The following is a 21,412-nucleotide window of genomic DNA, read 5'->3' as shown; positions in this document are numbered from 1 at the left end:
AACTGATCCAAAAGAAAACCCTCGCCGTCTGGCAGCGAGGGTTTAACTCTCCCGATGATACTGGCTGAGCGCGCAAGTTTGAAGTGATGAAAGTCACATTCATGGGCCATATGAATTTTCGCTGAAATTTATTCAGTCTTCATTCCTGGCGGAATACGTTACGCTGAGTGTCCTGAACCCGGGCGTTGCCCATCAACGAGAGAGAATTATGTACTTCTATCAACCGTCTCAGGGGCACGGCCTGCCGCATGACCCGCTGAACGCCATTATTGGTCCACGTCCGATAGGCTGGATCTCCTCTTGCGACAAGGCCGGTCAGCTGAACCTTGCACCGTACAGTTTCTTCAACTGCTTTAACTACCGCCCGCCGATCATCGGCTTTTCCAGCAACGGCTGGAAGGACAGCGTGCGTAATATTACGGAAACCGGGGAATTTGTCTGGAACCTGGCAACGCGCGATCTCGCGCAGGCGATGAATCAAACCTCCGCGATGCTTCCCCACGATCGGGATGAATTTAGCTTTGCCGGGCTCACGCCAGCGGCCAGCCAGCTGGTTAACGCCCCCCGCGTTGCAGAAAGCCCGGTGAATTTTGAATGTCGACTGTCCCAGTGCATTCAGCTTACCGGAGCCGACGGTACGCCGGTGGACACGTGGCTGGTGCTGGGGGAAGTGGTCGGTATCCATATTGCCGAAACGCTGCTGGAAGAGGGGATATACCAGACGGCGAAAGCGCAGCCCATCCTGCGTGCGGGTGGGCCGACGGCGTACTATGGCATCAGCGATGAAAACCGGTTTGATATGGTGCGCCCGGGCGCGGATCAGTAACCGGCTTTATCAATCACGAATTGTTTACCGCAGTTACCCGGATGTGGCTGCGGGGCAAATGAGGTCGCAGAGAGCGGATTGTTAATGGCGTCAGCCTTCATCGAAATCTGCATCTCGGTCAGATAAGCCGGATTGCCGTTGCAGGTCAGCTTGAACGCTTTGACGTTCTCCTTGCCCCAGCTTTTGGCTACGGCACTGTCAAAGTCGCTGCGATTGACGGGTTTCCCGTAGTTATTGGCAAGGAATTTACCGACCGCACTGTTTTTAACTTCCTGATTCATCCGCACCATCGTGCCGAAATAGGCATCCGGATCGAAACCAAAGCAGACGCCATGTTTGGCGTATTCGTAGCGTTCCAGGCAGGAATTACCGCCCGCACCCGGCATCACGTCGTTGAGCTTAGCGGCAGCGGAAAGCGACAGTCCGGTTTCGGCGGCATCGCATTTGCGGCTGGCCTTCACTTCCGGCATGTTCGGAATGGGGCGCGTGGCGCAGCCAAAACGCATCCAGCGACGTTCATCCACCCCGCGTGCGGCAATGGATTTCGGCAGGCCGGGCCATAGCCCGTGAACGGTCAGAAAATCGGCTTTATTTTCGCGCGCTTTTTGCAGGCGACATTCGTCAGGTTCATTGCGGTTGCGCTCGATCATGCTCTGGCAAAACCCGGTTTGCCAGGACAGGGCCAGCACATAGCGATCGAAATCGCCATACTGGGTTGCCTTGAGCGGTTCTGCGTGCGTGGAGAAAACACAGAGGGCAAGCGCGATTGCCCCAGACGGGATAACGATATCCTTCCTGAACATATGATTTCCTGATCGAATGAGCGTGATTGATTTCTGGGGGTTATTAAAGCACAAAAAGCGCCCGCAGGCGCTTTCTGGATATCAGGAATTTAGCTTAGGCTGCGCCGGGCACCAGCACTTCCGTGGCGATAATCACGATAATCAGCCCAACCATAACGGGCACTGAGGTGCGTTTTACCACTTCAAATGGCGAGATTTTCGCCATCCCGGCAACGGCGACGACCACGCCCGATACCGGGGAAATGGTACGGCCCAGGTTTGACGCCTGCAGCATGGGAATGGAGAGATAGGCCGGGTTAATCCCGGAGGAGTGGGCCAGTTTCGGGATCATCTCCACGAAAGCGTAGAAAGGCGCATTGCCGGAACCGGTGGTCATGGCCGCCAGCATGGTGAGTACCACCAGGACCAGCATCAGGATAATACTGGCCGAGCCGAACGAGGTGGCGATAGAGATCAGGCTCTGGATAAAGCCGATGGTGCTCAGACCCTGAGCAAAAACGCCCGCTGCCACCAGCAGCATCACCACGCCAGCGAAGGCATCCGCCATTCCGCGATAGGCGACTTCCAGACCAGAGAACACCTTTTGCGTGTTGAAACCGCGCACAAACTCCAGCACGGCAGCCAGCAGCATGCAGATCACCAGAATGGTGATGATGTGCAGCTGCGGGCCCCATTTGCCGTCAAAAATCAGCACTCCGATAATCGGCGTGAAGGGCAGAATGGCATAAAACGCGGGTGCGGTGGTGGTGATCTCACTCACATCCATCATCTCGTGGCTGATGTTTTCTTTCTTGTCCAGATAGCGCTGCCAGAAGAAATGCGCGATTCCCATTCCCACAATGGCGACAATAGAGATTGGCAGCGTGGTTTTAAAGGCGAAGTCGATGAGCGACATCTCCGCAGCCTTTGCCGCCAGCACAACGTCGCCGGAGGTTGGGGAGAGAATAATGGCTGCCGGAGACGCGCAAATGGCTGCTGCCGCGCCGCGGCTGATACCGACGTTCACCATGACCGGGAACAGCGTGGCCATGAGCAGTACGCCAAGTCCGGTTGCCGACGACACGGCCAGCGACATCAGGCAGGCGAGAAAATAGGCGGCGACCATCAGCAGATAGGGTGAGTTGATGTACTGCAGCGGTTTTGAGGCAAGCTTAACGACCATGTCGTTGGCACCGATATGGGTCATGTAGGCGGCAAAACCGCACAGCATCATGATCATCATACCCAGGTCGCCGCCGCGGCTCATGAGTAATATCTTAATGTATTCAACAATATCAGTGGCGGTGTAACCCGTACTGGTTGCACTGGCAGGTAATACCTGATGTCCCATTATGGCGCTGATAATCAGCAGCGTTAAACCGCCAACAAATAATACGCCCGTGGCCGAATAGCCTTTAATGATGTAGCGTGCGACACCGACAATGACGACGACCCCAATAAGGAGTTCGAATAACGTAAGCATGATTTCCCCTGTATCTCTGCTGCAATGGAGCACAAAAAATCAATAAAAATAAGAAGGATGAAAATGTGCCGAATAAATGGCCTGTTCTTGCTGATTAAAATCAATAAACAGACGACTAGAGAGCAGAACAACCGTGTTTTTGCCATGGCTCTTACATTTACGCCATGAGAGTCTTGACCGTCAGAAATAGCGCAATATGTCCTTACAATGATAACAGATTGTTAATATTTTGTGTAATTCAGCATGTTGCTGATATACAAGGCTAAACAGGTTAAAGGCTCACTCTGAATGTGCTTATTCAAACTTGCGGTCCAGTTTATTGAGAATATTCCCGGAAAAAGGCCGAATAATTAGGAATAACGCTGATGTCGTTAAGCCTTGATTCAACTACTTTATGGTAAACTTTGCCTCGAATACTAAGAATGGTAATTGCATTGTGATCGTACGTAATACATTTTTCTCAATTTTATTGTTTATTTTTGGGCAGTTAACGTTTTCTTCTGTTGCACAGGCAGAGGACAACGCGACGGATAAAGGGTGGTTCTCAACCTTTACGGATAATGTCTCTCAGACCTGGACGGCGCCCGAACATTATGATCTCTATGTTCCGGCAATAACGTGGCATGCGCGTTTTGCTTACGACAAAGAGAAAACCGATAAATATAACGAGCGTCCGTGGGGCGCTGGTTTCGGTCAGTCGCGCTGGGATGATAAGGGAAACTGGCATGGCATCTATCTGATGGCCTTTAAAGACTCCTTTAATAAATGGGAGCCGATTGGGGGCTACGGCTGGGAGAAAACCTGGCGCCCGCTAGCCGACGAGAACTTCCATGTCGGGTTGGGCTATACCGCGGGGGTCACCGCACGTGACAACTGGAACTACATTCCGATCCCGGTGCTGCTGCCGTTGGCCTCTATCGGTTACGGCCCCGCAACGTTCCAGATGACCTACATCCCGGGCACGTACAACAACGGTAACGTTTACTTCGCCTGGATGCGTTTTCAGTTTTAACTGAAAAAACGTTACCTGTTGGTGATAAAACGCGCAGCCGTTGATTCATAAACGATAAAAATCTGCCAGTGAAAATTAACGCGACTTTAGTCACTTTTTATCAAAGATCCGCTGGACAAAAGGTCTCACAATTGATGTACTGGTAACCGACACAGCATTTGTGTCGTTTTTTAATGTAAAGGTAATTTTGATGTCTAAGATTAAAGGTAACGTTAAGTGGTTTAATGAGTCCAAAGGATTCGGTTTCATTACTCCTGAAGATGGCAGCAAAGACGTGTTCGTACACTTCTCTGCAATCCAGTCTAATGGTTTCAAAACTCTGGCTGAAGGTCAGCGTGTAGAGTTCGAAATCACTAACGGTGCCAAAGGCCCTTCTGCTGCTAACGTAATCGCTCTGTAATCCAGACGCGTCAGCAAGAATTTCAAAACCCGCTCACTGAGCGGGTTTTTTTCGTTTTGAATCAGCCAAGCAGATACATTTTCAGGAAGCTGGCCACGATCAGCACGCTTAACAACACCATGCCTACGCTCATCAGACTCTGTTTCATTCTGTCACCCTCGTTCAGTACTGCATCCAGAGTGACAGAGAAAAATTAAGCCAACATTAACGGTTCGGCTGTTAATGCGCGCTTGCGGAAGAAAATAGCCAAAATGCGATCCCCGTCATCGCAAAGGAGCCGAGCATATTGATCGCCATATTCATCAGCGCCCAGCCGATACGGCCTTCCTGAAAGAGAAAAACCGTTTCCGCAGAAAAGGTTGAGAAGGTGGTTAACCCGCCGCAGAATCCGGTGGTAATCAGGACTTTCCACATTGGGTCAATGTGTGTCATTCGGTTAAACCAGGCCAGCCCCATGCCAATGATAAAGGCACCTATCAGGTTTGCAGCCAGTGTCCCCATGGGAATCGCCTGATGCAGGGGGTTAAACCGCATACTGAGAAACCATCGCGCAACGCTACCCGTTCCCCCACCAATAAAAACGGCTAAAAGTAGTTGTAACACGCTAAATACCTGCTATTTGATGTGTAAGAGAAGCGAGTTTAACGCCGTTTATGATGAGGGGACAAATATGTATGTTGCGGTAGGGCAATTTGCGGTCACGCCTGACTGGCAGGCTAACGCGATAAAATGCGTCAATCTGATGATGCAGGCCCAACAGAAAGGCGCGTCGCTGCTGGTGCTTCCTGAGGCGCTGCTGGCCAGGGATGATAATGACCCGGATTTATCCGTGAAGTCCGCGCAGCCGCTGGACGGTGAATTTTTACAGCAATTGCTCGCCCAGAGTGTGGGCAATACGATGACGACGATCTTAACAATCCATGTTCCCTCTACGCCGGGTCGGGCGGTGAATACGTTGGTGGCGATTCGCGGCGGAGCCATAGTCGCACGTTACGCCAAGCTCCATCTTTATGATGCCTTCAGCATTCAGGAATCACGGCGCGTCGACCCAGGAGACCGTGTTCCGCCGCTGCTGGAGATTGACGGATTAAAGGTTGGGCTGATGACCTGCTATGACCTGCGTTTTCCGGAGCTGGCACTCCATCTGGCGCTACAGGGGGCGGACGTGCTGGTTCTGCCTGCCGCGTGGGTTAAAGGGCCGTTAAAAGAACATCACTGGGCAACGCTGCTGGCGGCACGCGCGCTGGATACCACCTGCTATGTCGTTGCTGCAGGAGAATGCGGAACGAAGAACATCGGGCAAAGCAGGGTGGTCGATCCGCTGGGTGTGACGATTGCCGCCGCTGCGGAAGCCCCGGATTTGCTGGTGGCAGAGATAAACATAGACAGAATTGCGCTTGCACGTCAGCAATTACCTGTTCTTCGCAATCGTCGGTTTGCGCCACCGCAATTATTGTGATGTTTTTTTCAACAATGCTTGATTCACCTTGTTACAGATTGCTATTGTGTGCACGCGCTAAATGACCGTTAATACAGTCAGGTTTTGGCGCTGAATGCAGCCTGTTTTAAGTAAAGAAGGTATCTATGGGTGAGATTAGTATTACCAAACTGCTGGTGGTTGCCGCACTGGTCGTCCTGCTGTTTGGTACCAAGAAGTTACGCACGCTGGGTGGTGACCTGGGGGCTGCCATCAAAGGCTTTAAGAAAGCGATGAACGACGATGATACAGCCGCGAAGAAAAGCGCTGAGGATGACGTCCCGGCAGACAAGCTTTCTCACAAAGAGTGACAGCAACGCCTGCGGGATTGCGAAAAAAAACCGGCTCATGAGGCCGGTTTTTTTGTATTACTGTAAATGAATATTACAGCACTATTTAACTTCTTCGCCTTTTGCCTGCATATCTGCATGGTAGGAGGAGCGAATAAACGGGCCGCATGCGGCGTGAGTAAAGCCCATCGCCAGCGCTTCGGCCTTCATTTCATCAAACTCGTCCGGGCTCACGTAGCGCTGTACCGGCAGGTGGTGACGGCTTGGCTGCAGATACTGGCCCAGAGTCAGCATGGTTACACCGTGGCGGCGAAGATCGCGCATCACCTCGATGATTTCATCGTTAGTTTCACCCAGACCTACCATCAGACCTGATTTGGTCGGAATATGCGGATGCGCTTCTTTGAAGCGTTCCAGCAGTTTCAGAGACCAGTTATAGTCAGCGCCCGGGCGGACCTGACGATAGAGACGCGGTACGTTTTCCAGGTTGTGGTTAAACACATCTGGCGGCGTCGCGGTCAGGATATCCAGCGCACGGTCCATACGGCCGCGGAAGTCTGGCACCAGCGTCTCGATTTTGATGTTTGGGCTTTTCTCGCGAATGGCCGTAATACAGTCAGCGAAGTGCTGTGCTCCGCCGTCGCGCAGATCGTCACGGTCAACGGACGTGATAACCACGTAACGCAGCGCCATGTCGGCGATGGTCTGCGCCAGCTTCTGGGGTTCGTTAGCATCAGGCGCGACCGGACGGCCATGAGCAACATCGCAGAACGGGCAGCGGCGGGTACAGATAGCACCCAGAATCATAAACGTCGCGGTACCGTGATTGAAACATTCAGCAAGGTTCGGACAAGAGGCTTCTTCACAAACGGAGTGAAGGCCATTCTTGCGCATCGCCGCTTTGATCCCCTGGATACGCGAAGAGTCGGCCGGAAGTTTGATTTTCATCCATTCCGGTTTTCTTAACAGCGCCTCGCGCTCTGTAGCCACGTTTTTAACCGGGATAAGGGCCATTTTATCGGCATCGCGGTATTTAACACCGCGTTCCATCACAATGGGTTTACTCATAGCGTGCGTGTTCCAGTTGCGAATATCGAAGGAAAGCGTTTCAATTCAAGGGAATGTTGTATTTATCAACTATTTTTGAACGAACGACAGGCAGTATATCATTGAAACGGTCGTTAAAGCAGCCTGCCAGATCGCCAATTTGTAAAATAGTTGTTGTTTTGTGCCTTTTGCCCTGCCTGTCGCAGGGGCTTATGCTGGCTCAACCTGTCAGAAGGCCTGACGGATAATGCGGATGACGTTTTCCAGAACCGGATCGCGCAAGCTCAGCTTGTTGTAATGCAGTGAAATTTCAATAGATTCCGCATTAAGCTGGCTGAGGGGGATACTGTCCAGCGGCCAGCATTTCCGGAGCAGGCTGTACAGGCGCGATGGCATGATGCACAGCATATCGCTGCTGCCTATCAGGGATGCAGTGGTGAACATATTGTAACTGCTGAAGCTGATCTGACGTTCCGGGAAAATTTCATCAATACGCTGACGAAGGCCATGGTTGGACTGCCCTTCGGTCATGAAAGACGAGTGGTCATAGTTGCGCAGGTTTTCGATGGTCAGCGGCTCGCTGAGGGCAGGATGCTGCTGACGGCAAACCAGCACCAGGTTATCCGCATAGAGCACATTTTGCCCCAGCGCTCTGGCACTGAAGCTGCCGCTTTCAATAATCAGGTCCGTCTGGAACTGGGCAAGCTGAACGTCAGGTTCATGGAGAGGCACATTGCGAAGCAGGAGCTGCGGAGCATGCTCTTTTACGGCCTGGAAGATCGCAGGCATGACCAGCACACCCACCGAAGGGGAACAGCCGATGGTGATGGTTCTCTGCTTATCGTAGCTCCCGGTTAAATCCAGCGCGCCCAGAATCGACTCCAGCCCCTGGCTGATGTACTCATGAAGATGTGTGGCGTAGGCCGTCGGCGTTACCCCCTGGCCCTTACGAATAAATAACGGGTCAGGAAATATAGCGCGTAGCTTTTGGATGGACTGGCTTATTGCAGATGGCGTGAGATTAAGAATTTTCGCAGCGTTAACGATACCCTTATGGACATATACTGCCTCAAAAATAGTCAGTAAATTGAGATCAATATTACGTAAAGTCCGAAAAATTTGCGGCTTGTCTTCGCCACCAGGTTCATTCAGTCGTTTGGCTGGTAAATTATTATACTCCACGCTTTCACTCCGTATACATTCACAATATGAATGATAGTTGAATTTATTTATTATGCTTGTAGAGATTCGTAAAGTGTTGGTTTTGTTTCATTTGTTTATCAAAAGCAAACACTTGTGTGATAATTGCTCACGTTACTTATGCCGTGTTTGCCGTGCATGCTGGAGGCTAAATAATATGTAGCGGTAATATTCGGGCGCTTCGAAAATATAGAATCTATGGATTATTGTAAAGTGCAAAAACGGTAAATAGACAGTGGCCCGTCAAATTAGCGAGCCCTGTTGTACGATATATTAAGCAGGGATATATTCGTGCGGGGGATTGTTAAGTAGTGCTAACACGTTCTTCAAAAGCACGGGACGAATCGTGTCTGGCGTAGCGGTTTCTACCCACTGGCGCATTTGCGTCATTTCCATGCCGGCGTAGCCGCAGGGGTTTATGCGCTGGAAAGGCGCGAGATCCATATTAATATTCAAGGCCAGGCCATGGAATGAGCAGCCTTTACGAATACGCAGCCCCAGAGAGCAGATCTTCATTTCCCCAACGTAGACCCCAGGCGCATCGGCCCGCGGATGCGCGTCAATCCCGTATTCCGCCAGCGTATTGACGACTGTCTGTTCCAGTAAGGTAACCAGTTCACGCACGCCGAGCTTTCTGCGCTTCAGATTGAGCAGGACGTACATTACCTGCTGCCCGGGGCCATGGTACGTGACCTGACCGCCGCGATCGCTCTGGATAACCGGAATATCGCCCGTCATTAATAAATGTTCTGCTTTTCCCGCCTGACCCTGCGTAAAGACCGGCAGGTGTTCGACCAGCCAGATCTCATCGGGGGTAGTGTCATCGCGTGAATCGGTGAAGTCATGCATAGCCTGGGAGACAGGCTCGTAAGGTTGCAGCCCGAGGTGACGGACCAGAATTTTATCCTGATACAAAACTGCGTCTCCGAAGACGAGGGACAAAAGGTATGCGGGAGTATATCACAGCGGGGAGAGGGGTTACCCGGCAAACCGGGTAACCGCAAAGGGACTACAGCACCATACGAACGATTTCGATATTGCCGAGTTCTTCGTACAGCGTCTCAACCTGCTCAATGTGTGTCGCAGTGATGGTAATAGAAACCGAGTGGTAGTTGCCCTTGCTGCTTGGTTTTACTGACGGAGAGTAGTCACCCGGCGCATGGCGCTGTACCACTTCAACCACCTGATCAACCAGCTCAGGTTTCGCCAGACCCATTACTTTGTAGGTAAATGGGGTAGGGAATTCAAGCAGTTCGTTAAGTTTGGTTTTCATGTCAGCTCCGGCGTAACGTCAAAAAATAATAACTCCCACGTCAGGTGGGAGTTATCAGGATACTTAGTATATGGGGATCAAAATCACACTTTCAAGTGTTCGATTTTTAACCAAACCAGTGGTGGAACATCAATTTAATATAATCAATGATTTTGCCGAAGAAATTGCCTTCAGGAATTTCTTGCAGGACCACCAGCGGGCGCTGATCGATCGTTTTGCCATCCAGCTGGAAGTTGATCGTGCCCACAACCTGATTTTTCTGCAGCGGGGCGTGCAGCTCGGTGCTGTTCAGGACGTAGCTGGCTTTCAGATCTTTCATACGACCGCGCGGAATGGTCAGGTAGAGGTCTTTATCAACGCCGAGAGAAGCACGGTCGTTGTCACCGAACCAGACGGGTTCAGACGCAAACTCTTTGCCTGCTTTCAGTGGATTCACGGTTTCGAAGAAACGGAAGCCCCAGGTCAGCAGCTTCTTGCTTTCTGTTTCACGGCCTTTAAAGGTGCGGCCACCCATCACGGCAGAGATCAGACGCATCTGGCCTTCAGTGGCGGAGGCGACCAGGTTGTAGCCCGCTTTGTCGGTGTGACCGGTTTTGATGCCGTCAACGTTCAGGCTGTTATCCCACAGCAGGCCGTTACGGTTGGTCTGACGGATACCGTTGAAGGTGAACTCTTTCTCTTTATAGATAGAGTACTCATTAGGAACATCGCGGATCAGCGCCTGACCAATCAACGCCATGTCACGTGCCGAGCTGTACTGACCGTCTGCGTCCAGGCCATGTACGGTCTGGAAATGGCTGTTTTTCAGACCCAGCGCGTTCACGTAGCTGTTCATCAGGCCTACGAAGGCATCCTGACTACCGGCGGCGAAATCGGCCATCGCTACGCAGGCATCGTTACCCGACTGCAGGTTGATACCGCGAATCAGCTGGGAAACAGGAACCTGCATACCCGGTTTCAGGAACATCAGAGAGGAACCCTTAAAGACCGGGTTCCCGGTTGCCCACGCATCGTTACCGATGGTGACCAGATCCGTTTCTTTGAATTTACCTGCCTTCATCGCCTGGCCGATAACGTAGCTGGTCATCATTTTGGTCAGGCTGGCCGGGTCACGGCGGGCATCGGCATTCTGTTCTGCCAGCACTTTGCCAGAGTTGTAATCGATCAGGATGTAGGATTCCGCGTCGATTTGCGGAACGCCAGGGATCATGGTCTTGATATTCAGGTCATCGGCGTGAGCTGCAGAGAGCGCAGCCGCGCAAAGGGCCGTGGTCAGCGCCATGCGCTGCACAAAACGAGCAGAAAAAGTGGTCTTCATGGTCAGAACTACGACATCCGTGATGGAATTAAAAAAAGTGCCTTACTATAGCAAATGCTATTCAGGCAGGCATCCGACTTTAAGCATGAGTTTGTGAATGTGTTTTACACAAACTGACAATTCGGATACCGCCGGTTAATTATTTCGCAACAGCGATAAATGACTGAAGCTGAGCTTCATTCTGCAGACGCTGCTGCAGGGAAGCTGCCTGCGATTTGCTGGCAAACGGGCCCATCTGAATGCGCCAGACCGCACCGTTCTGCTCAACGCGTCCTGGTACGCCAAACTGCTGGCTCAGACGCTGCTGATACTGTTTAGCCCGGGCCTGATCGCTCACAGCACCGACCTGAACCACATAGCTGCCGCTGGCCGCTGTTTGAGCCGCCACCGCAGCACTTTGCGTGGCCGCGGGCGCCGTTACGGGAGCCGACTGGGGCGCTGGTGCAGCAACGGGAGCGGGGGCTGGGGTAGGCTCACTGCCTTCCAGCACGCCCGAGGCTAAGGTCGTCGGTGCGCCAAGAAAGCCGCTGCTCTTTACCGGTGCGCCCGTTGAATCGTCGCTTTGCAGCGTGTCGTTGCTGATTGGGCGTATTTCACCCCCCGGCTGAGCAGGCTCGGCCGGAGAAGAGACGCTGCCCATTCCCCCGTCAAGATTGGGGCGGTCGGGCAGGGCATAGGTCTGTTTCGCCACCGTCGTACACGCGGTACCCGGCCCGGAGAGGGAGCCATCCTGCGCCACGATAATTGGGTCAATACGGACTTTGGTGTTGTTCGAGGTATTCAGGCGATCGGCAGACGCGCGCGACAGGGAGATCACCCGGTCATTACCGTACGGGCCGCGGTCGTTGATACGCACGACGATCATGCGGCCGTTTGCCAGGTTGGTGATACGAGCATAGCTCGGGATCGGCAGCGTCGGATGTGCCGCCGTCAGCTGCATGGGGTCGAACGTCTCTCCGGAGGCCGTCAGGTTACTGCCAGGCTCGGCATCATAAATGGCGGCAAAGCCCGCCTGGCTGAAACGGGAAGGATCCTGAACAATTTTATAGCTTTTGCCGTCGCGCTCGTAATCCTGATTGGCACTGGCATTCAGCGGTTCATAAACGGGATCGGCACCGCTGATTTCTACGATCGGGCCATTACACACCGCAGGCTGCGGCGGCGCGACGGTTGCCTGTTGCTGACCATCATCACTAGTACAGGCCGCAAGTAAACTTGCCGCAATGCAGATCCCCAGCCACTGCTTACGCATTCCGATCCCCTTATTTTTATACGCTTTTTGACAACATTTTTCTGTGGGTATGGATCGACATCACGATACCAAACCCGGCCATCAACACGATCAGTGCCGAGCCTCCGTAACTCACCAGCGGCAGCGGTACGCCTACCACCGGCAGAATACCACTCACCATACCAATATTTACGAAGACATAAACGAATAAAATCAGCATCAACCCGCCAGCCATGACGCGACCAAAGGTCGTTTGCGCGCGTGCTGCAATCCACAATCCCCGCATGATCAGCAGAACGTATAGGGCCAGGAGTATTAAGATGCCCACCAGCCCCAGCTCTTCCGCCAGGACGGCAAAGATAAAGTCGGTGTGGCGTTCCGGTAAAAATTCCAGCTGCGACTGCGTGCCGTGCAGCCAGCCTTTACCGCGCAGGCCGCCGGAGCCAATCGCAATCTTGGACTGAATAATATGATAGCCCGCGCCCAGCGGATCGGTTTCCGGATCGAGTAGCATCATGACGCGCTGGCGCTGGTAATCGTGCATCAGGAAGAACCAGAGAATAGGGATGAACGCCGCAATCAGCACTACCGCGATACCAATCAGGCGCCAGCTCAGGCCCGACAGGAACAGGACAAACAGGCCGGAGAGGGCGATGAGGATAGAGGTACCCAGGTCAGGCTGTGCCGCAACCAGCAGCGTTGGCAGGAAAATCAGCACCAGCGCGATAGCGGTATTCTTCAGCGACGGCGGGCAGACGTCGCGGTTGATAAAGCGTGCCACCATTAAGGGCACGGCGATTTTGGCAATTTCCGAAGGCTGAAAGCGGACAATGCCCAAATCCAGCCAGCGTTGCGCCCCTTTTGAAATGGCCCCAAAGGCATCTACCGCAACCAGCAAAATAATACAGAAGATGTAGAGGTAGGGCGCCCAGCCTTCGTAGACGCGCGGCGGGATCTGCGCCATCACCACCATAATAATCAGGCCCATGGCGATCTGGCCGATTTTGCGCTCCATCATCCCGATGTCCTGGCCGCTGGCGCTCCAGATAACCAGCGCGCTGTAAACCAGCAGAGCCAGCAGGATCAGCAGCATGGCTGGGTCGATGTGGATTTTGTCCCACAGCGATTTTTTATTTGGATTATCCGTCATGATTATTGGTCCTCCGCCGCAGCGGCGGCCGGGTTTTCAGCCGGCAGTTCGGTGTTGTTATCACCCAGCATAATGTGGTCAAGGATCTGGCGCATGATGGTCCCTACTGCAGGCCCGGCACCGCCGTTCTCCAGAATCATCGCCACCGCGACCTGCGGGTTGTCATAAGGGGCAAACGCCGTCATCAGCTTGTGGTCACGCAGACGTTCGGCAATGCGGTGCGCGTTATAGGTTTCGTTGGCTTTCAGACCAAAGACCTGCGCAGTACCGGACTTTGCCGCCACTTTGTACGGCGTACCGGCGAAATACTTGTGGGCGGTACCGTTGGGGCGGTTTGCCACGCCGTACATACCGTCTTTCGCGATTTCCCAGAAGCCGGAATGAATGTCACCCACCGGCGCTTCGTGCGGCTGGTTCCACGGCACTTTTTTGCCGTCTTCAACCGTACTCTGCAGCAGGTGAGGCACTTTCACCACGCCGTCATTGATGAGGATCATCATGGCTTTGTTCATCTGAAGCGGCGTTGCCGTCCAGTAACCCTGACCGATACCCACCGGAATGGTGTCGCCCTGATACCACGGTTTTTTAAAGCGCTTCAGCTTCCATTCGCGCGTCGGCATGTTGCCGGAGCGTTCTTCCGCAAGGTCAACGCCGGTGTAGTGTCCGTAGCCGAATTTGCTCATCCACTCAGACAGGCGGTCGATCCCCATGTCATACGCCACCTGATAGAAGAAGGTATCCGCAGACTCCTCCAGCGATTTGGTGACGTTCAGATGACCGTGGCCCCATTTTTTCCAGTCGCGATAGCGCTTTTCTGAACCGGGCAACTGCCACCAGCCCGGGTCAAACAGGCTGGTATTGCGGTTGATGACGCCAGCACTCAGTGCAGAGACCGCCACGTACGGTTTAACCGTGGATGCCGGCGGGTAAACCCCTTGCGTCGCGCGGTTCACCAGCGGCGTGTTGGGGTCATTCAGCAGACCGGAGTAGTCTTTACTGGAAATGCCGTCAACAAACAGGTTCGGGTCATAGCTTGGCATAGACACCATCGCCAGGATGCCGCCGGTGCGGGGATCGGTGACCACAACGGCTGCGCGGCTGCCCGCCAGCAGGGTTTCAATATACTGCTGTAGCTTAAGGTCGAGGGTCAGATAGACGTCATGCCCCGCCTGAGGCGGCACTTCTTTAAGCTGGCGAATCACGCGGCCACGGTTGTTAACCTCAACCTCTTCATAGCCGGTTTGCCCGTGCAGGACATCTTCGTAGTAGCGTTCAATACCGAGCTTACCGATGTCGTGCGTTGCGGCGTAGTTCGCCAGCTTGCCGTCTTTATCGAGGCGGTCGACGTCTTTGTCGTTAATCTTGGAGACGTAGCCAATCACATGCGTCAGCGCGGAGCCGTAGGGGTAGTAGCGACGCTTGTAGCCCTTTACTTCCACGCCGGGGAAACGGTACTGGTTTACCGCAAAGCGGGCCACCTGGACTTCCGTCAGGTTGGTTTTAACCGGGATGGAGGTGAAACGGTGAGAGCGGGCGCGCTCTTTTTTGAAGGCGGCGATATCGTCGTCGTTAAGGTCGACAACGCTTTTCAGCGCTTCCAGCGTATCCTGAACATTATCGACTTTTTCCGGCATCATCTCGATTTGATAGATGGTGCGGTTTAACGCCAGCGGGGTGCCGTTGCGATCGTAAATAATGCCGCGGCTGGGCGCGATAGGCACCAGCTTGATACGGTTTTCGTTGGAACGCGTCTGGTAGTCGGTAAAACGGACAATTTGCAGATTATAAAGGTTGGCGATCAGCACGCCGGTAAGCAGCAAAATCCCGGTGAAGGCGACCAGCGCCCGGCGCACAAACAGCGCGGACTCAGCCGTATAGTCGCGAAAAGAATTCTGTAGTTTCATCCGCTGCTTAATCTACCCTGGTCAGTCATTACTCGCGGTGATAGGGGTGGTTGGTAGTAATGCTCCACGCGCGATACAGGCTTTCTGCCACCAGTACCCGAACGAGCGGGTGGGGAAGCGTCAGCGCGGAGAGGGACCAACTTTGTTCTGCTGCCGCTTTGCAGGCAGGGGATAACCCTTCGGGTCCGCCAATCAACAGACTGACGTCACGGCCATCCTGCTTCCAGCGCTCCAGTTCGTGCGCCAGCTGCGGCGTATCCCAGGGTTTTCCTGGAATATCGAGGGTGACGATGCGGTTTTTGCCAGCGGCAGCCAGCATCAGTTCGCCCTCTTTATCGAGAATACGTTTGATATCGGCGTTCTTGCCGCGCTTACCGGCGGGGATTTCCACCAGTTCGAACGGCATGTCTTTTGGAAAACGACGCAGATATTCAGTAAAACCGGTTTGTACCCAGTCCGGCATTTTGGTGCCGACGGCGACCAGCTGCAACTTCACGCATTAACCCCAGAGTTTTTCCAGCTCATACAGGCGACGGCTCTCTTCCTGCATGACGTGGACAATCACATCGCCGAGATCGACAACCACCCAGTCAGCCGTCGCTTCACCTTCAACGCCGAGCGGCAACAGCCCTGCAGCACGTGATTCCTGTACCACGTGATCGGCAATTGAAACAACATGACGTGTGGACGTACCGGTGCAGATGATCATGCAGTCGGTAATACTGGATTTACCCTTAACGTCGATAGCGATGATGTCCTGACCTTTCAGGTCATCAATTTTGTCAATAACAAAATCCTGGAGTGCTTTACCCTGCAAGTTTTCCCCCTGGGGTGAATGAGATTGTAAAACGTTGAATTCGTAGCCAGACAGTATACCTGAACTCATGCCTGTATCGGGACAAAAGTCTCCGGTCGGGCTTTTGAAGGCGGGTATCATCCCACCCTCTGCCTGAGATTGCATCGCCATTTTTGTAAAACAATTTCTGTAAAGCAATCATCGGCGGGAAAGTCTGGCAGCGGAGAATAACAGTATGGCTTACCCTGTCAAGGCAGGATAAACAATAAGCCGCTTTTTATGCCCTCCGGCTATTCATCTGCGCTTTTCTGATACAAACCATGCGTATGGATATAGGCCAGCACCGGTGCGGGGAGCAGATCGTCACACGCTAAACCCTGCTGTAAGCGCTCGCGAATGAGGGTTGCAGAGATATCGAACCACGGCGTTTCGGCCAGATAAATCTTCCCGGCAGGCTGAGTGTGAAGATCTTCAACATTGGCGGTGAGATGATCTTCCAGCCACTGCTGGTACTGCGCTTCGCGCATGGTCAGCGGATAGCCAGGACGGCGGCAGACGAGCAGGTGGCTGTTCTCCAGGATGGTTTCATATTTATGCCATGTGGGGAAGTTCAGCAGGGAGTCCTGTCCGATGATAAAAGCCAGCGGCTGGTCTGGACCTTGTTCTGTGCGCCACTCCTGAAGCGTCTGTGAGGTCCAGGAGGGGGTGTCGCGACGCAGCTCACGCTCGTCAAGCCGGAAGAGCGGCTTATCTGCGATGGCCAGGGCAAGCATCTCTTTTCGCTGCTCGCTGGTCGCCTCAGGCTGTGGACGATGGGGCGGGACATTATTGGGCATGATGGTGACGCGCTGAAGGCCGATCAGATTCGCCAGAATTTCAACCGGCTTCAGATGCCCGTAGTGTACCGGGTCGAAGGTGCCGCCATACAGGGCCTGTAAAGAGTGCATACTATCCATCAATAAAAACGTCTGCCAGCGCCTTGTGGCAGAGCAGCAGGGAAAGGCTTTCCAGCTCCGCCCAGACCGACTGGCCGTAATCTTGCTTTAGCGTAAGCTCGGCGCGCATCAGAAGCTGTACCGCCTGGCGAAGCTGTTCATGACTCAGGCGGTTGACGGCCTCGGAAGTCAAAGCCCGGCGATTTTGCCACACCCGGTGTTTATCAAACAGCGAACGCAAAGGCGTATGGGCAGACTGACGCTTGAGCGTAATCAGCAGCAGCAGTTCGCGCTGCAGGGTTCGCAGCAGAATAACCGGTTCGCTGCCTTCGAGGCGCAGCTGCTGCAGAATATGCAGGGCGCGTTTACTTTTTGCCGACAGCAGCGCGTCCACCCAGTGGAACGGCGTGAAGTGCGCCGCGTCGTTAACGGCCTGCTCGACGCGCGGCAAGGTCAGCTTGCCGTCCGGCCAGAGCAGGGAGAGTCTGTCCAGCGCCTGCGCCAGGGCCAGCAGGTTACCTTCATAGCAGTAGCAGAGCAGCTGGTTCGCCGCGTCATCCAGCTGAAGGTTGTGCTGCTTCGCTCTCGCGGCGACCCATTTAGGCAGATGCGCCTGCTCAGGCGTCTGACAGGTGACCAGCACCGCGTGGGGCGCGAGTTGGGTAAACCATGCCGCGTTTTCCTGCGCTTTGGTCAGCTTGTTGCCACGCACAATCAGGATCAGATCGCTGTGTAAGAGGCTGACCAGCGTAGCGAGCTGCTCGTTCATCGCCGCGTTAGGCCCGTTTTCCGGCAGCAGGATCTGAATCGTCTGGCGCGATGCGAACAGGCTCATCGCCTGACAAAGCGAGAAGAGGGCGTTCCAGTCGGTATTGTTATCCAGCTGGACGGTGTGGTGTTCATCAAAGCCCTGCGCGGCGGCGGCATGCCGCACGGCATCCAGGCTTTCCTGAAGTAATAACGGATCGTTTCCAAGAAGCAGATACGCCGCGCGCAGCCCTTCATTGAGCTGCGCGCGGAGTTGTTCAGGATACAGCCTGATCATCATTTACCCAGAGAGTTAGCAGCAGGAAGCGTGCCATCAACCGGTTTATCAACAATGTCAGATCCTTGTTTGGTTGACGCTGCAATACTTGGCAGTTTACGGATCAGCTGTTCCGCCGCCTTGTCATACATTTCGTTGATGATAATCTGCTGTTCGGCATCTTTTGCCAGCGCCGTCTGCGGGTTATCGAAGAACGAACGGTACACTTTCGTGGTGATCGGATAGATATCTTTACCCGGGATCAGGACTGCCGCGTTGACCGTCAACACCATTTGATACTCTGCGGTACGGCCATCCTGGAAGATAGACGCAGTGTCTCTCGACAGACCACTTCCTGTCACACGCAGAGACGGTACATCCTGACGCAGCGTCTGTTTCTCAACAAGCTCAACGCCGTTCAGACGCAGCTGATTGCGAATTGCCCGGCTGAGTGGACCGTTCGGATCTCCGGAATCAAAGATCATGGTTTTCATCTGAGCAGGCACCGCCGTGGTATTGCGCAGGTGCCAGCCGCAGCCAGCGGTGACAAGCACCGCCAGAGATAAGAGTATTGTTGCCAGTTGTCGCACGTTTCCTCCCGCGCTTAGCCAACGACCAGATTCAGCAGTTTACCAGGTACGTAGATCACTTTACGTACGGTAACGCCCTCAAGATATTTAGCGACCAGTGGTTCCTGGCCCGCGCGCTCGCGAACCTGTTCTTCGGTTGCATCGACCGCCACGGTAATTTTACCGCGGACTTTACCGTTCACCTGGACCACGACCAGCGTGGTGTTTTCCACCATCGCGGCTTCGTCAGCCTGCGGCCACGGCGCGTTGTCGATATCGCCTTCGCCTTTCAGCTCCTGCCACAGGGTAAAGCTAACGTGCGGCGTGAACGGGTTCAGCATGCGAACGACGGCCAGCAGCGCTTCACGCATTAAGGCACGATCCTGCTCGCCGTCCTGCGGGGCTTTCGCCAGCTTGTTCATCAGTTCCATAATAGCCGCAATTGCGGTATTGAAGGTCTGACGACGACCAATATCATCGGTCACTTTTGCAATGGTTTTATGAACATCACGACGCAGCGCCTGCTGATCTTCAGTCAGGGCAGCAGCGTTCAGCGCCGGGGCATCGCCCAGTGAGGTGTGCTCGTAAACCAGCTTCCAGACGCGTTTCAGGAAGCGGTTTGCGCCTTCCACGCCAGACTCCTGCCATTCCAGCGTCATGTCTGCCGGAGAGGCAAACATCATGAACAGACGCACGGTATCCGCACCATAACGCTCAACCATCACCTGCGGGTCGATACCGTTGTTTTTCGACTTGGACATTTTGCTCATGCCGGTGTAGACCAGCTCGTGACCTTCAGCGTCTTTCGCCTTCACGATACGGCCCTTCTCGTCGCGCTCAACGATCGCGTCAACCGGAGATACCCAGTTACGCTCGCCGTTCGCCCCGACGTAATAGAAGGCATCCGCCAGCACCATGCCCTGGCACAGCAGCTGTTTTGCAGGTTCGTCAGAGTTCACCATGCCCGCATCGCGCATCAGCTTGTGGAAGAAGCGGAAGTAGAGCAGGTGCATGATGGCGTGTTCGATACCACCGATGTAGATATCTACCGGCAGCCAGTAGTTCGCTGCTTTGGAATCCAGCATGCCGTCCTGATACTGCGGACAGGTGTAGCGAGCATAGTACCAGGACGACTCCATAAAGGTGTCAAAGGTGTCGGTTTCGCGCAGCGCGGGCTGACCGTTGACGGTGGTTTTTGCCCACTCAGGATCGGCTTTGATCGGGCTGGTGATACCGTCCATGACCACGTCTTCCGGCAGGATCACCGGCAGCTGATCTTCCGGCGTTGGCATCACGGTGCCATCTTCCAGCGTCACCATTGGAATTGGCGCACCCCAGTAACGCTGACGGGAAACGCCCCAGTCGCGCAGACGGAAGTTAACTTTACGCTCGCCCACGCCAAGGGAGGCCAGCTTGTCGGCGATAGCGTTGAAGCCCTCTTCGAAGCTCAGACCGTTGAACTCGCCGGAGTTGAACAAGGTCCCTTTTTCGGTCAGCGCTTGTTCGGACAGGTCTGGTTCAGAACCGTCAGCCGTCAGAATAACAGGCTTGATGGTCAGGCCATATTTAGTGGCAAATTCATAGTCGCGCTGGTCGTGACCTGGAACAGCCATCACGGCGCCTGTGCCGTATTCCATCAGTACGAAGTTGGCGGCCCAGACAGGGATCGCTTCGCCAGTCAGCGGGTGAATGGCTTTAAAGCCGGTATCAACCCCTTTTTTCTCCATCGTTGCCATATCGGCTTCTGCCACTTTCGTGTTGCGGCACTCGTCGATGAAGGTAGCCAGTTCCGGATTGTTTTCTGCCGCTTTCTGCGCCAGCGGGTGACCTGCGGCCACGGCCAGGTAGGTCGCGCCCATGAAGGTGTCCGGACGGGTGGTGTAGACGGTCAGGGTCTGGTCGTAGTTCTCAACGTTGAAGGTAATTTCCACGCCTTCAGAACGGCCGATCCAGTTGCGCTGCATGGTCTTAACGGTATCTGGCCAGTGGTCCAGATTATCCAGATCGTTCAGCAGCTCATCAGCGTAAGCGGTGATTTTAATAAACCACTGCGGGATCTCTTTACGCTCTACTTTAGTATCACAGCGCCAGCAGCAGCCATCGATAACCTGTTCGTTCGCGAGAACGGTCTGGTCATTCGGGCACCAGTTAACGGCAGAGGTCTTCTTGTACACCAGGCCTTTTTTGTACAGCTCGGTGAAGAATTTCTGTTCCCAGCGGTAATATTCCGGGGTACAGGTTGCCAGCTCGCGGCTCCAGTCATAGCCAAAGCCCAGCATTTTGAGCTGGTTTTTCATGTACGCGATGTTGTCGTACGTCCACGGTGCCGGCGCCGTATTATTTTTGACCGCCGCGCCTTCCGCAGGCAGACCGAACGCATCCCAACCGATGGGTTGCAGAACGTTTTTGCCCAGCATGCGCTGGTAGCGCGCAATCACATCACCGATGGTGTAGTTACGCACGTGGCCCATGTGTAGTCGACCAGAAGGATAGGGAAGCATCGACAGGCAGTAATACTTCTCTTTGCTCTCGTCTTCGGTTACTTCAAAGGTGCGCTTCTCGTCCCAGTGTTGCTGGACTTTTGATTCTATCTCTTCCGGGCGGTATTGCTCTTGCATGGCAGCCAGTGGTCCTGTGTTCAATACAGCTACAAATGTAGCCAATGGATGTGGTAATTCAGATCCGCATAGCATAG

At 53.9% G+C, this 21,412-nt stretch carries 22 protein-coding genes; 5 read left to right on the top strand and 17 right to left on the bottom strand.

Features of this window, described 5'->3' with window-relative positions:
• Positions 1-208: 208 nt before the first annotated feature.
• Positions 209-826 carry a flavin reductase family protein gene (locus ACHH0Z_RS05565; RefSeq protein ID WP_008501022.1) on the top strand — a complete coding sequence of 206 codons (618 nt, stop codon included), beginning with the start codon at positions 209-211 and terminating at the stop codon, positions 824-826.
• On the opposite strand, the gene rna is transcribed toward ACHH0Z_RS05565, so the two are convergent.
• A complete protein-coding gene (gene rna, locus ACHH0Z_RS05560) occupies positions 820-1,629 on the bottom strand; it encodes a ribonuclease I (RefSeq protein WP_045407808.1) in 810 nt (269 codons plus the stop codon). The two genes, ACHH0Z_RS05565 and rna, sit on opposite strands and share 7 nt — an antisense overlap.
• Before the next feature lie 94 nt (positions 1,630-1,723).
• Entirely contained in the window at positions 1,724-3,091 is a 1,368-nt protein-coding gene (gene dcuC, locus ACHH0Z_RS05555; RefSeq protein ID WP_021242585.1) for an anaerobic C4-dicarboxylate transporter DcuC, read from the bottom strand.
• A gap of 394 nt (positions 3,092-3,485) precedes the next feature.
• On the opposite strand from dcuC, the gene pagP reads away from it, so the two are divergent.
• Positions 3,486-4,103, top strand: coding sequence for a lipid IV(A) palmitoyltransferase PagP (gene pagP, locus ACHH0Z_RS05550; protein ID WP_008501026.1), 618 nt, complete (start codon positions 3,486-3,488; stop codon positions 4,101-4,103).
• Positions 4,104-4,293: 190 nt separating this feature from the next.
• A complete protein-coding gene (cspE, locus tag ACHH0Z_RS05545) occupies positions 4,294-4,503 on the top strand; it encodes a transcription antiterminator/RNA stability regulator CspE (RefSeq protein ID WP_002439184.1) in 210 nt (69 codons plus the stop codon).
• A 219-nt stretch (positions 4,504-4,722) separates the two neighbouring features.
• Here the strand turns inward: cspE and crcB are convergent, their stop codons facing one another.
• Positions 4,723-5,106: a fluoride efflux transporter CrcB gene (gene crcB / locus ACHH0Z_RS05540; RefSeq protein ID WP_008501029.1), complete on the bottom strand. Its 384-nt coding sequence runs from the start codon at positions 5,104-5,106 to the stop codon at positions 4,723-4,725.
• A gap of 67 nt (positions 5,107-5,173) precedes the next feature.
• Between crcB and ACHH0Z_RS05535 the strand changes: the two genes are divergently transcribed.
• Together ACHH0Z_RS05535 and tatE are read left to right on the top strand one after the other, a co-directional pair.
• Complete coding sequence (locus ACHH0Z_RS05535) at positions 5,174-5,962, top strand: deaminated glutathione amidase (RefSeq protein WP_021242583.1); 789 nt, start codon at positions 5,174-5,176, stop codon at positions 5,960-5,962.
• Between the two features lie 125 nt (positions 5,963-6,087).
• Positions 6,088-6,291: a twin-arginine translocase subunit TatE gene (gene tatE, locus ACHH0Z_RS05530; RefSeq protein WP_008501031.1), complete on the top strand. Its 204-nt coding sequence runs from the start codon at positions 6,088-6,090 to the stop codon at positions 6,289-6,291.
• Positions 6,292-6,372: 81 nt separating this feature from the next.
• Here the strand turns inward: tatE and lipA are convergent, their stop codons facing one another.
• The 14 genes from lipA to leuS all read right to left on the bottom strand — a co-directional run bounded on the left by lipA (position 6,373) and on the right by leuS (position 21,335).
• Positions 6,373-7,338 carry a lipoyl synthase gene (gene lipA / locus ACHH0Z_RS05525; protein WP_045407806.1) on the bottom strand — a complete coding sequence of 322 codons (966 nt, stop codon included), beginning with the start codon at positions 7,336-7,338 and terminating at the stop codon, positions 6,373-6,375.
• Between the two features lie 207 nt (positions 7,339-7,545).
• Positions 7,546-8,499, bottom strand: coding sequence for a YbeF family transcriptional regulator (locus tag ACHH0Z_RS05520; protein ID WP_021242582.1), 954 nt, complete (start codon positions 8,497-8,499; stop codon positions 7,546-7,548).
• 291 nt (positions 8,500-8,790) lie between these two features.
• Positions 8,791-9,432, bottom strand: a complete 642-nt coding sequence (gene lipB, locus ACHH0Z_RS05515) for a lipoyl(octanoyl) transferase LipB (RefSeq protein WP_008501034.1) — start codon at positions 9,430-9,432, stop codon at positions 8,791-8,793.
• Between the two features lie 94 nt (positions 9,433-9,526).
• Entirely contained in the window at positions 9,527-9,790 is a 264-nt protein-coding gene (ybeD, locus tag ACHH0Z_RS05510) for a DUF493 family protein YbeD (protein ID WP_003858718.1), read from the bottom strand.
• A gap of 106 nt (positions 9,791-9,896) precedes the next feature.
• Positions 9,897-11,108, bottom strand: a complete 1,212-nt coding sequence (dacA, locus tag ACHH0Z_RS05505; protein ID WP_008501035.1) for a D-alanyl-D-alanine carboxypeptidase DacA — start codon at positions 11,106-11,108, stop codon at positions 9,897-9,899.
• A gap of 139 nt (positions 11,109-11,247) precedes the next feature.
• Complete coding sequence (gene rlpA, locus ACHH0Z_RS05500) at positions 11,248-12,360, bottom strand: endolytic peptidoglycan transglycosylase RlpA (protein WP_045407803.1); 1,113 nt, start codon at positions 12,358-12,360, stop codon at positions 11,248-11,250.
• Positions 12,361-12,376: 16 nt separating this feature from the next.
• On the bottom strand, positions 12,377-13,489 hold the full coding sequence (gene mrdB / locus ACHH0Z_RS05495) for a peptidoglycan glycosyltransferase MrdB (RefSeq protein WP_008501037.1): 1,113 nt from the start codon (positions 13,487-13,489) through the stop codon (positions 12,377-12,379).
• A gap of 2 nt (positions 13,490-13,491) precedes the next feature.
• On the bottom strand, positions 13,492-15,393 hold the full coding sequence (gene mrdA, locus ACHH0Z_RS05490) for a peptidoglycan DD-transpeptidase MrdA (protein ID WP_023293034.1): 1,902 nt from the start codon (positions 15,391-15,393) through the stop codon (positions 13,492-13,494).
• A gap of 28 nt (positions 15,394-15,421) precedes the next feature.
• Complete coding sequence (gene rlmH / locus ACHH0Z_RS05485) at positions 15,422-15,889, bottom strand: 23S rRNA (pseudouridine(1915)-N(3))-methyltransferase RlmH (RefSeq protein ID WP_003858701.1); 468 nt, start codon at positions 15,887-15,889, stop codon at positions 15,422-15,424.
• Between the two features lie 3 nt (positions 15,890-15,892).
• Complete coding sequence (gene rsfS / locus ACHH0Z_RS05480; RefSeq protein ID WP_003858696.1) at positions 15,893-16,210, bottom strand: ribosome silencing factor; 318 nt, start codon at positions 16,208-16,210, stop codon at positions 15,893-15,895.
• Positions 16,211-16,479: 269 nt separating this feature from the next.
• The gene (gene nadD, locus ACHH0Z_RS05475) at positions 16,480-17,145 is read right to left on the bottom strand and encodes a nicotinate-nucleotide adenylyltransferase (RefSeq protein WP_032622886.1); all 666 of its coding nucleotides are present in this window, start codon (positions 17,143-17,145) and stop codon (positions 16,480-16,482) included.
• Positions 17,138-18,169 carry a DNA polymerase III subunit delta gene (holA, locus tag ACHH0Z_RS05470; RefSeq protein ID WP_023617131.1) on the bottom strand — a complete coding sequence of 344 codons (1,032 nt, stop codon included), beginning with the start codon at positions 18,167-18,169 and terminating at the stop codon, positions 17,138-17,140. The genes nadD and holA overlap by 8 nt, the downstream gene beginning before the upstream one ends.
• Complete coding sequence (lptE, locus tag ACHH0Z_RS05465) at positions 18,169-18,738, bottom strand: LPS assembly lipoprotein LptE (protein WP_045407800.1); 570 nt, start codon at positions 18,736-18,738, stop codon at positions 18,169-18,171. The genes holA and lptE overlap by 1 nt, the downstream gene beginning before the upstream one ends.
• Before the next feature lie 14 nt (positions 18,739-18,752).
• Entirely contained in the window at positions 18,753-21,335 is a 2,583-nt protein-coding gene (gene leuS, locus ACHH0Z_RS05460; protein WP_021242577.1) for a leucine--tRNA ligase, read from the bottom strand.
• Positions 21,336-21,412: the final 77 nt, after the last annotated feature.

The organism is Enterobacter cloacae complex sp. 2024EL-00227 (assembly GCF_043945315.1).
GTDB lineage: Bacteria > Pseudomonadota > Gammaproteobacteria > Enterobacterales > Enterobacteriaceae > Enterobacter > Enterobacter roggenkampii.
Note: the sequence above shows the minus strand (reverse complement) of the source record. Positions and strands in the feature narration are given on the sequence as shown.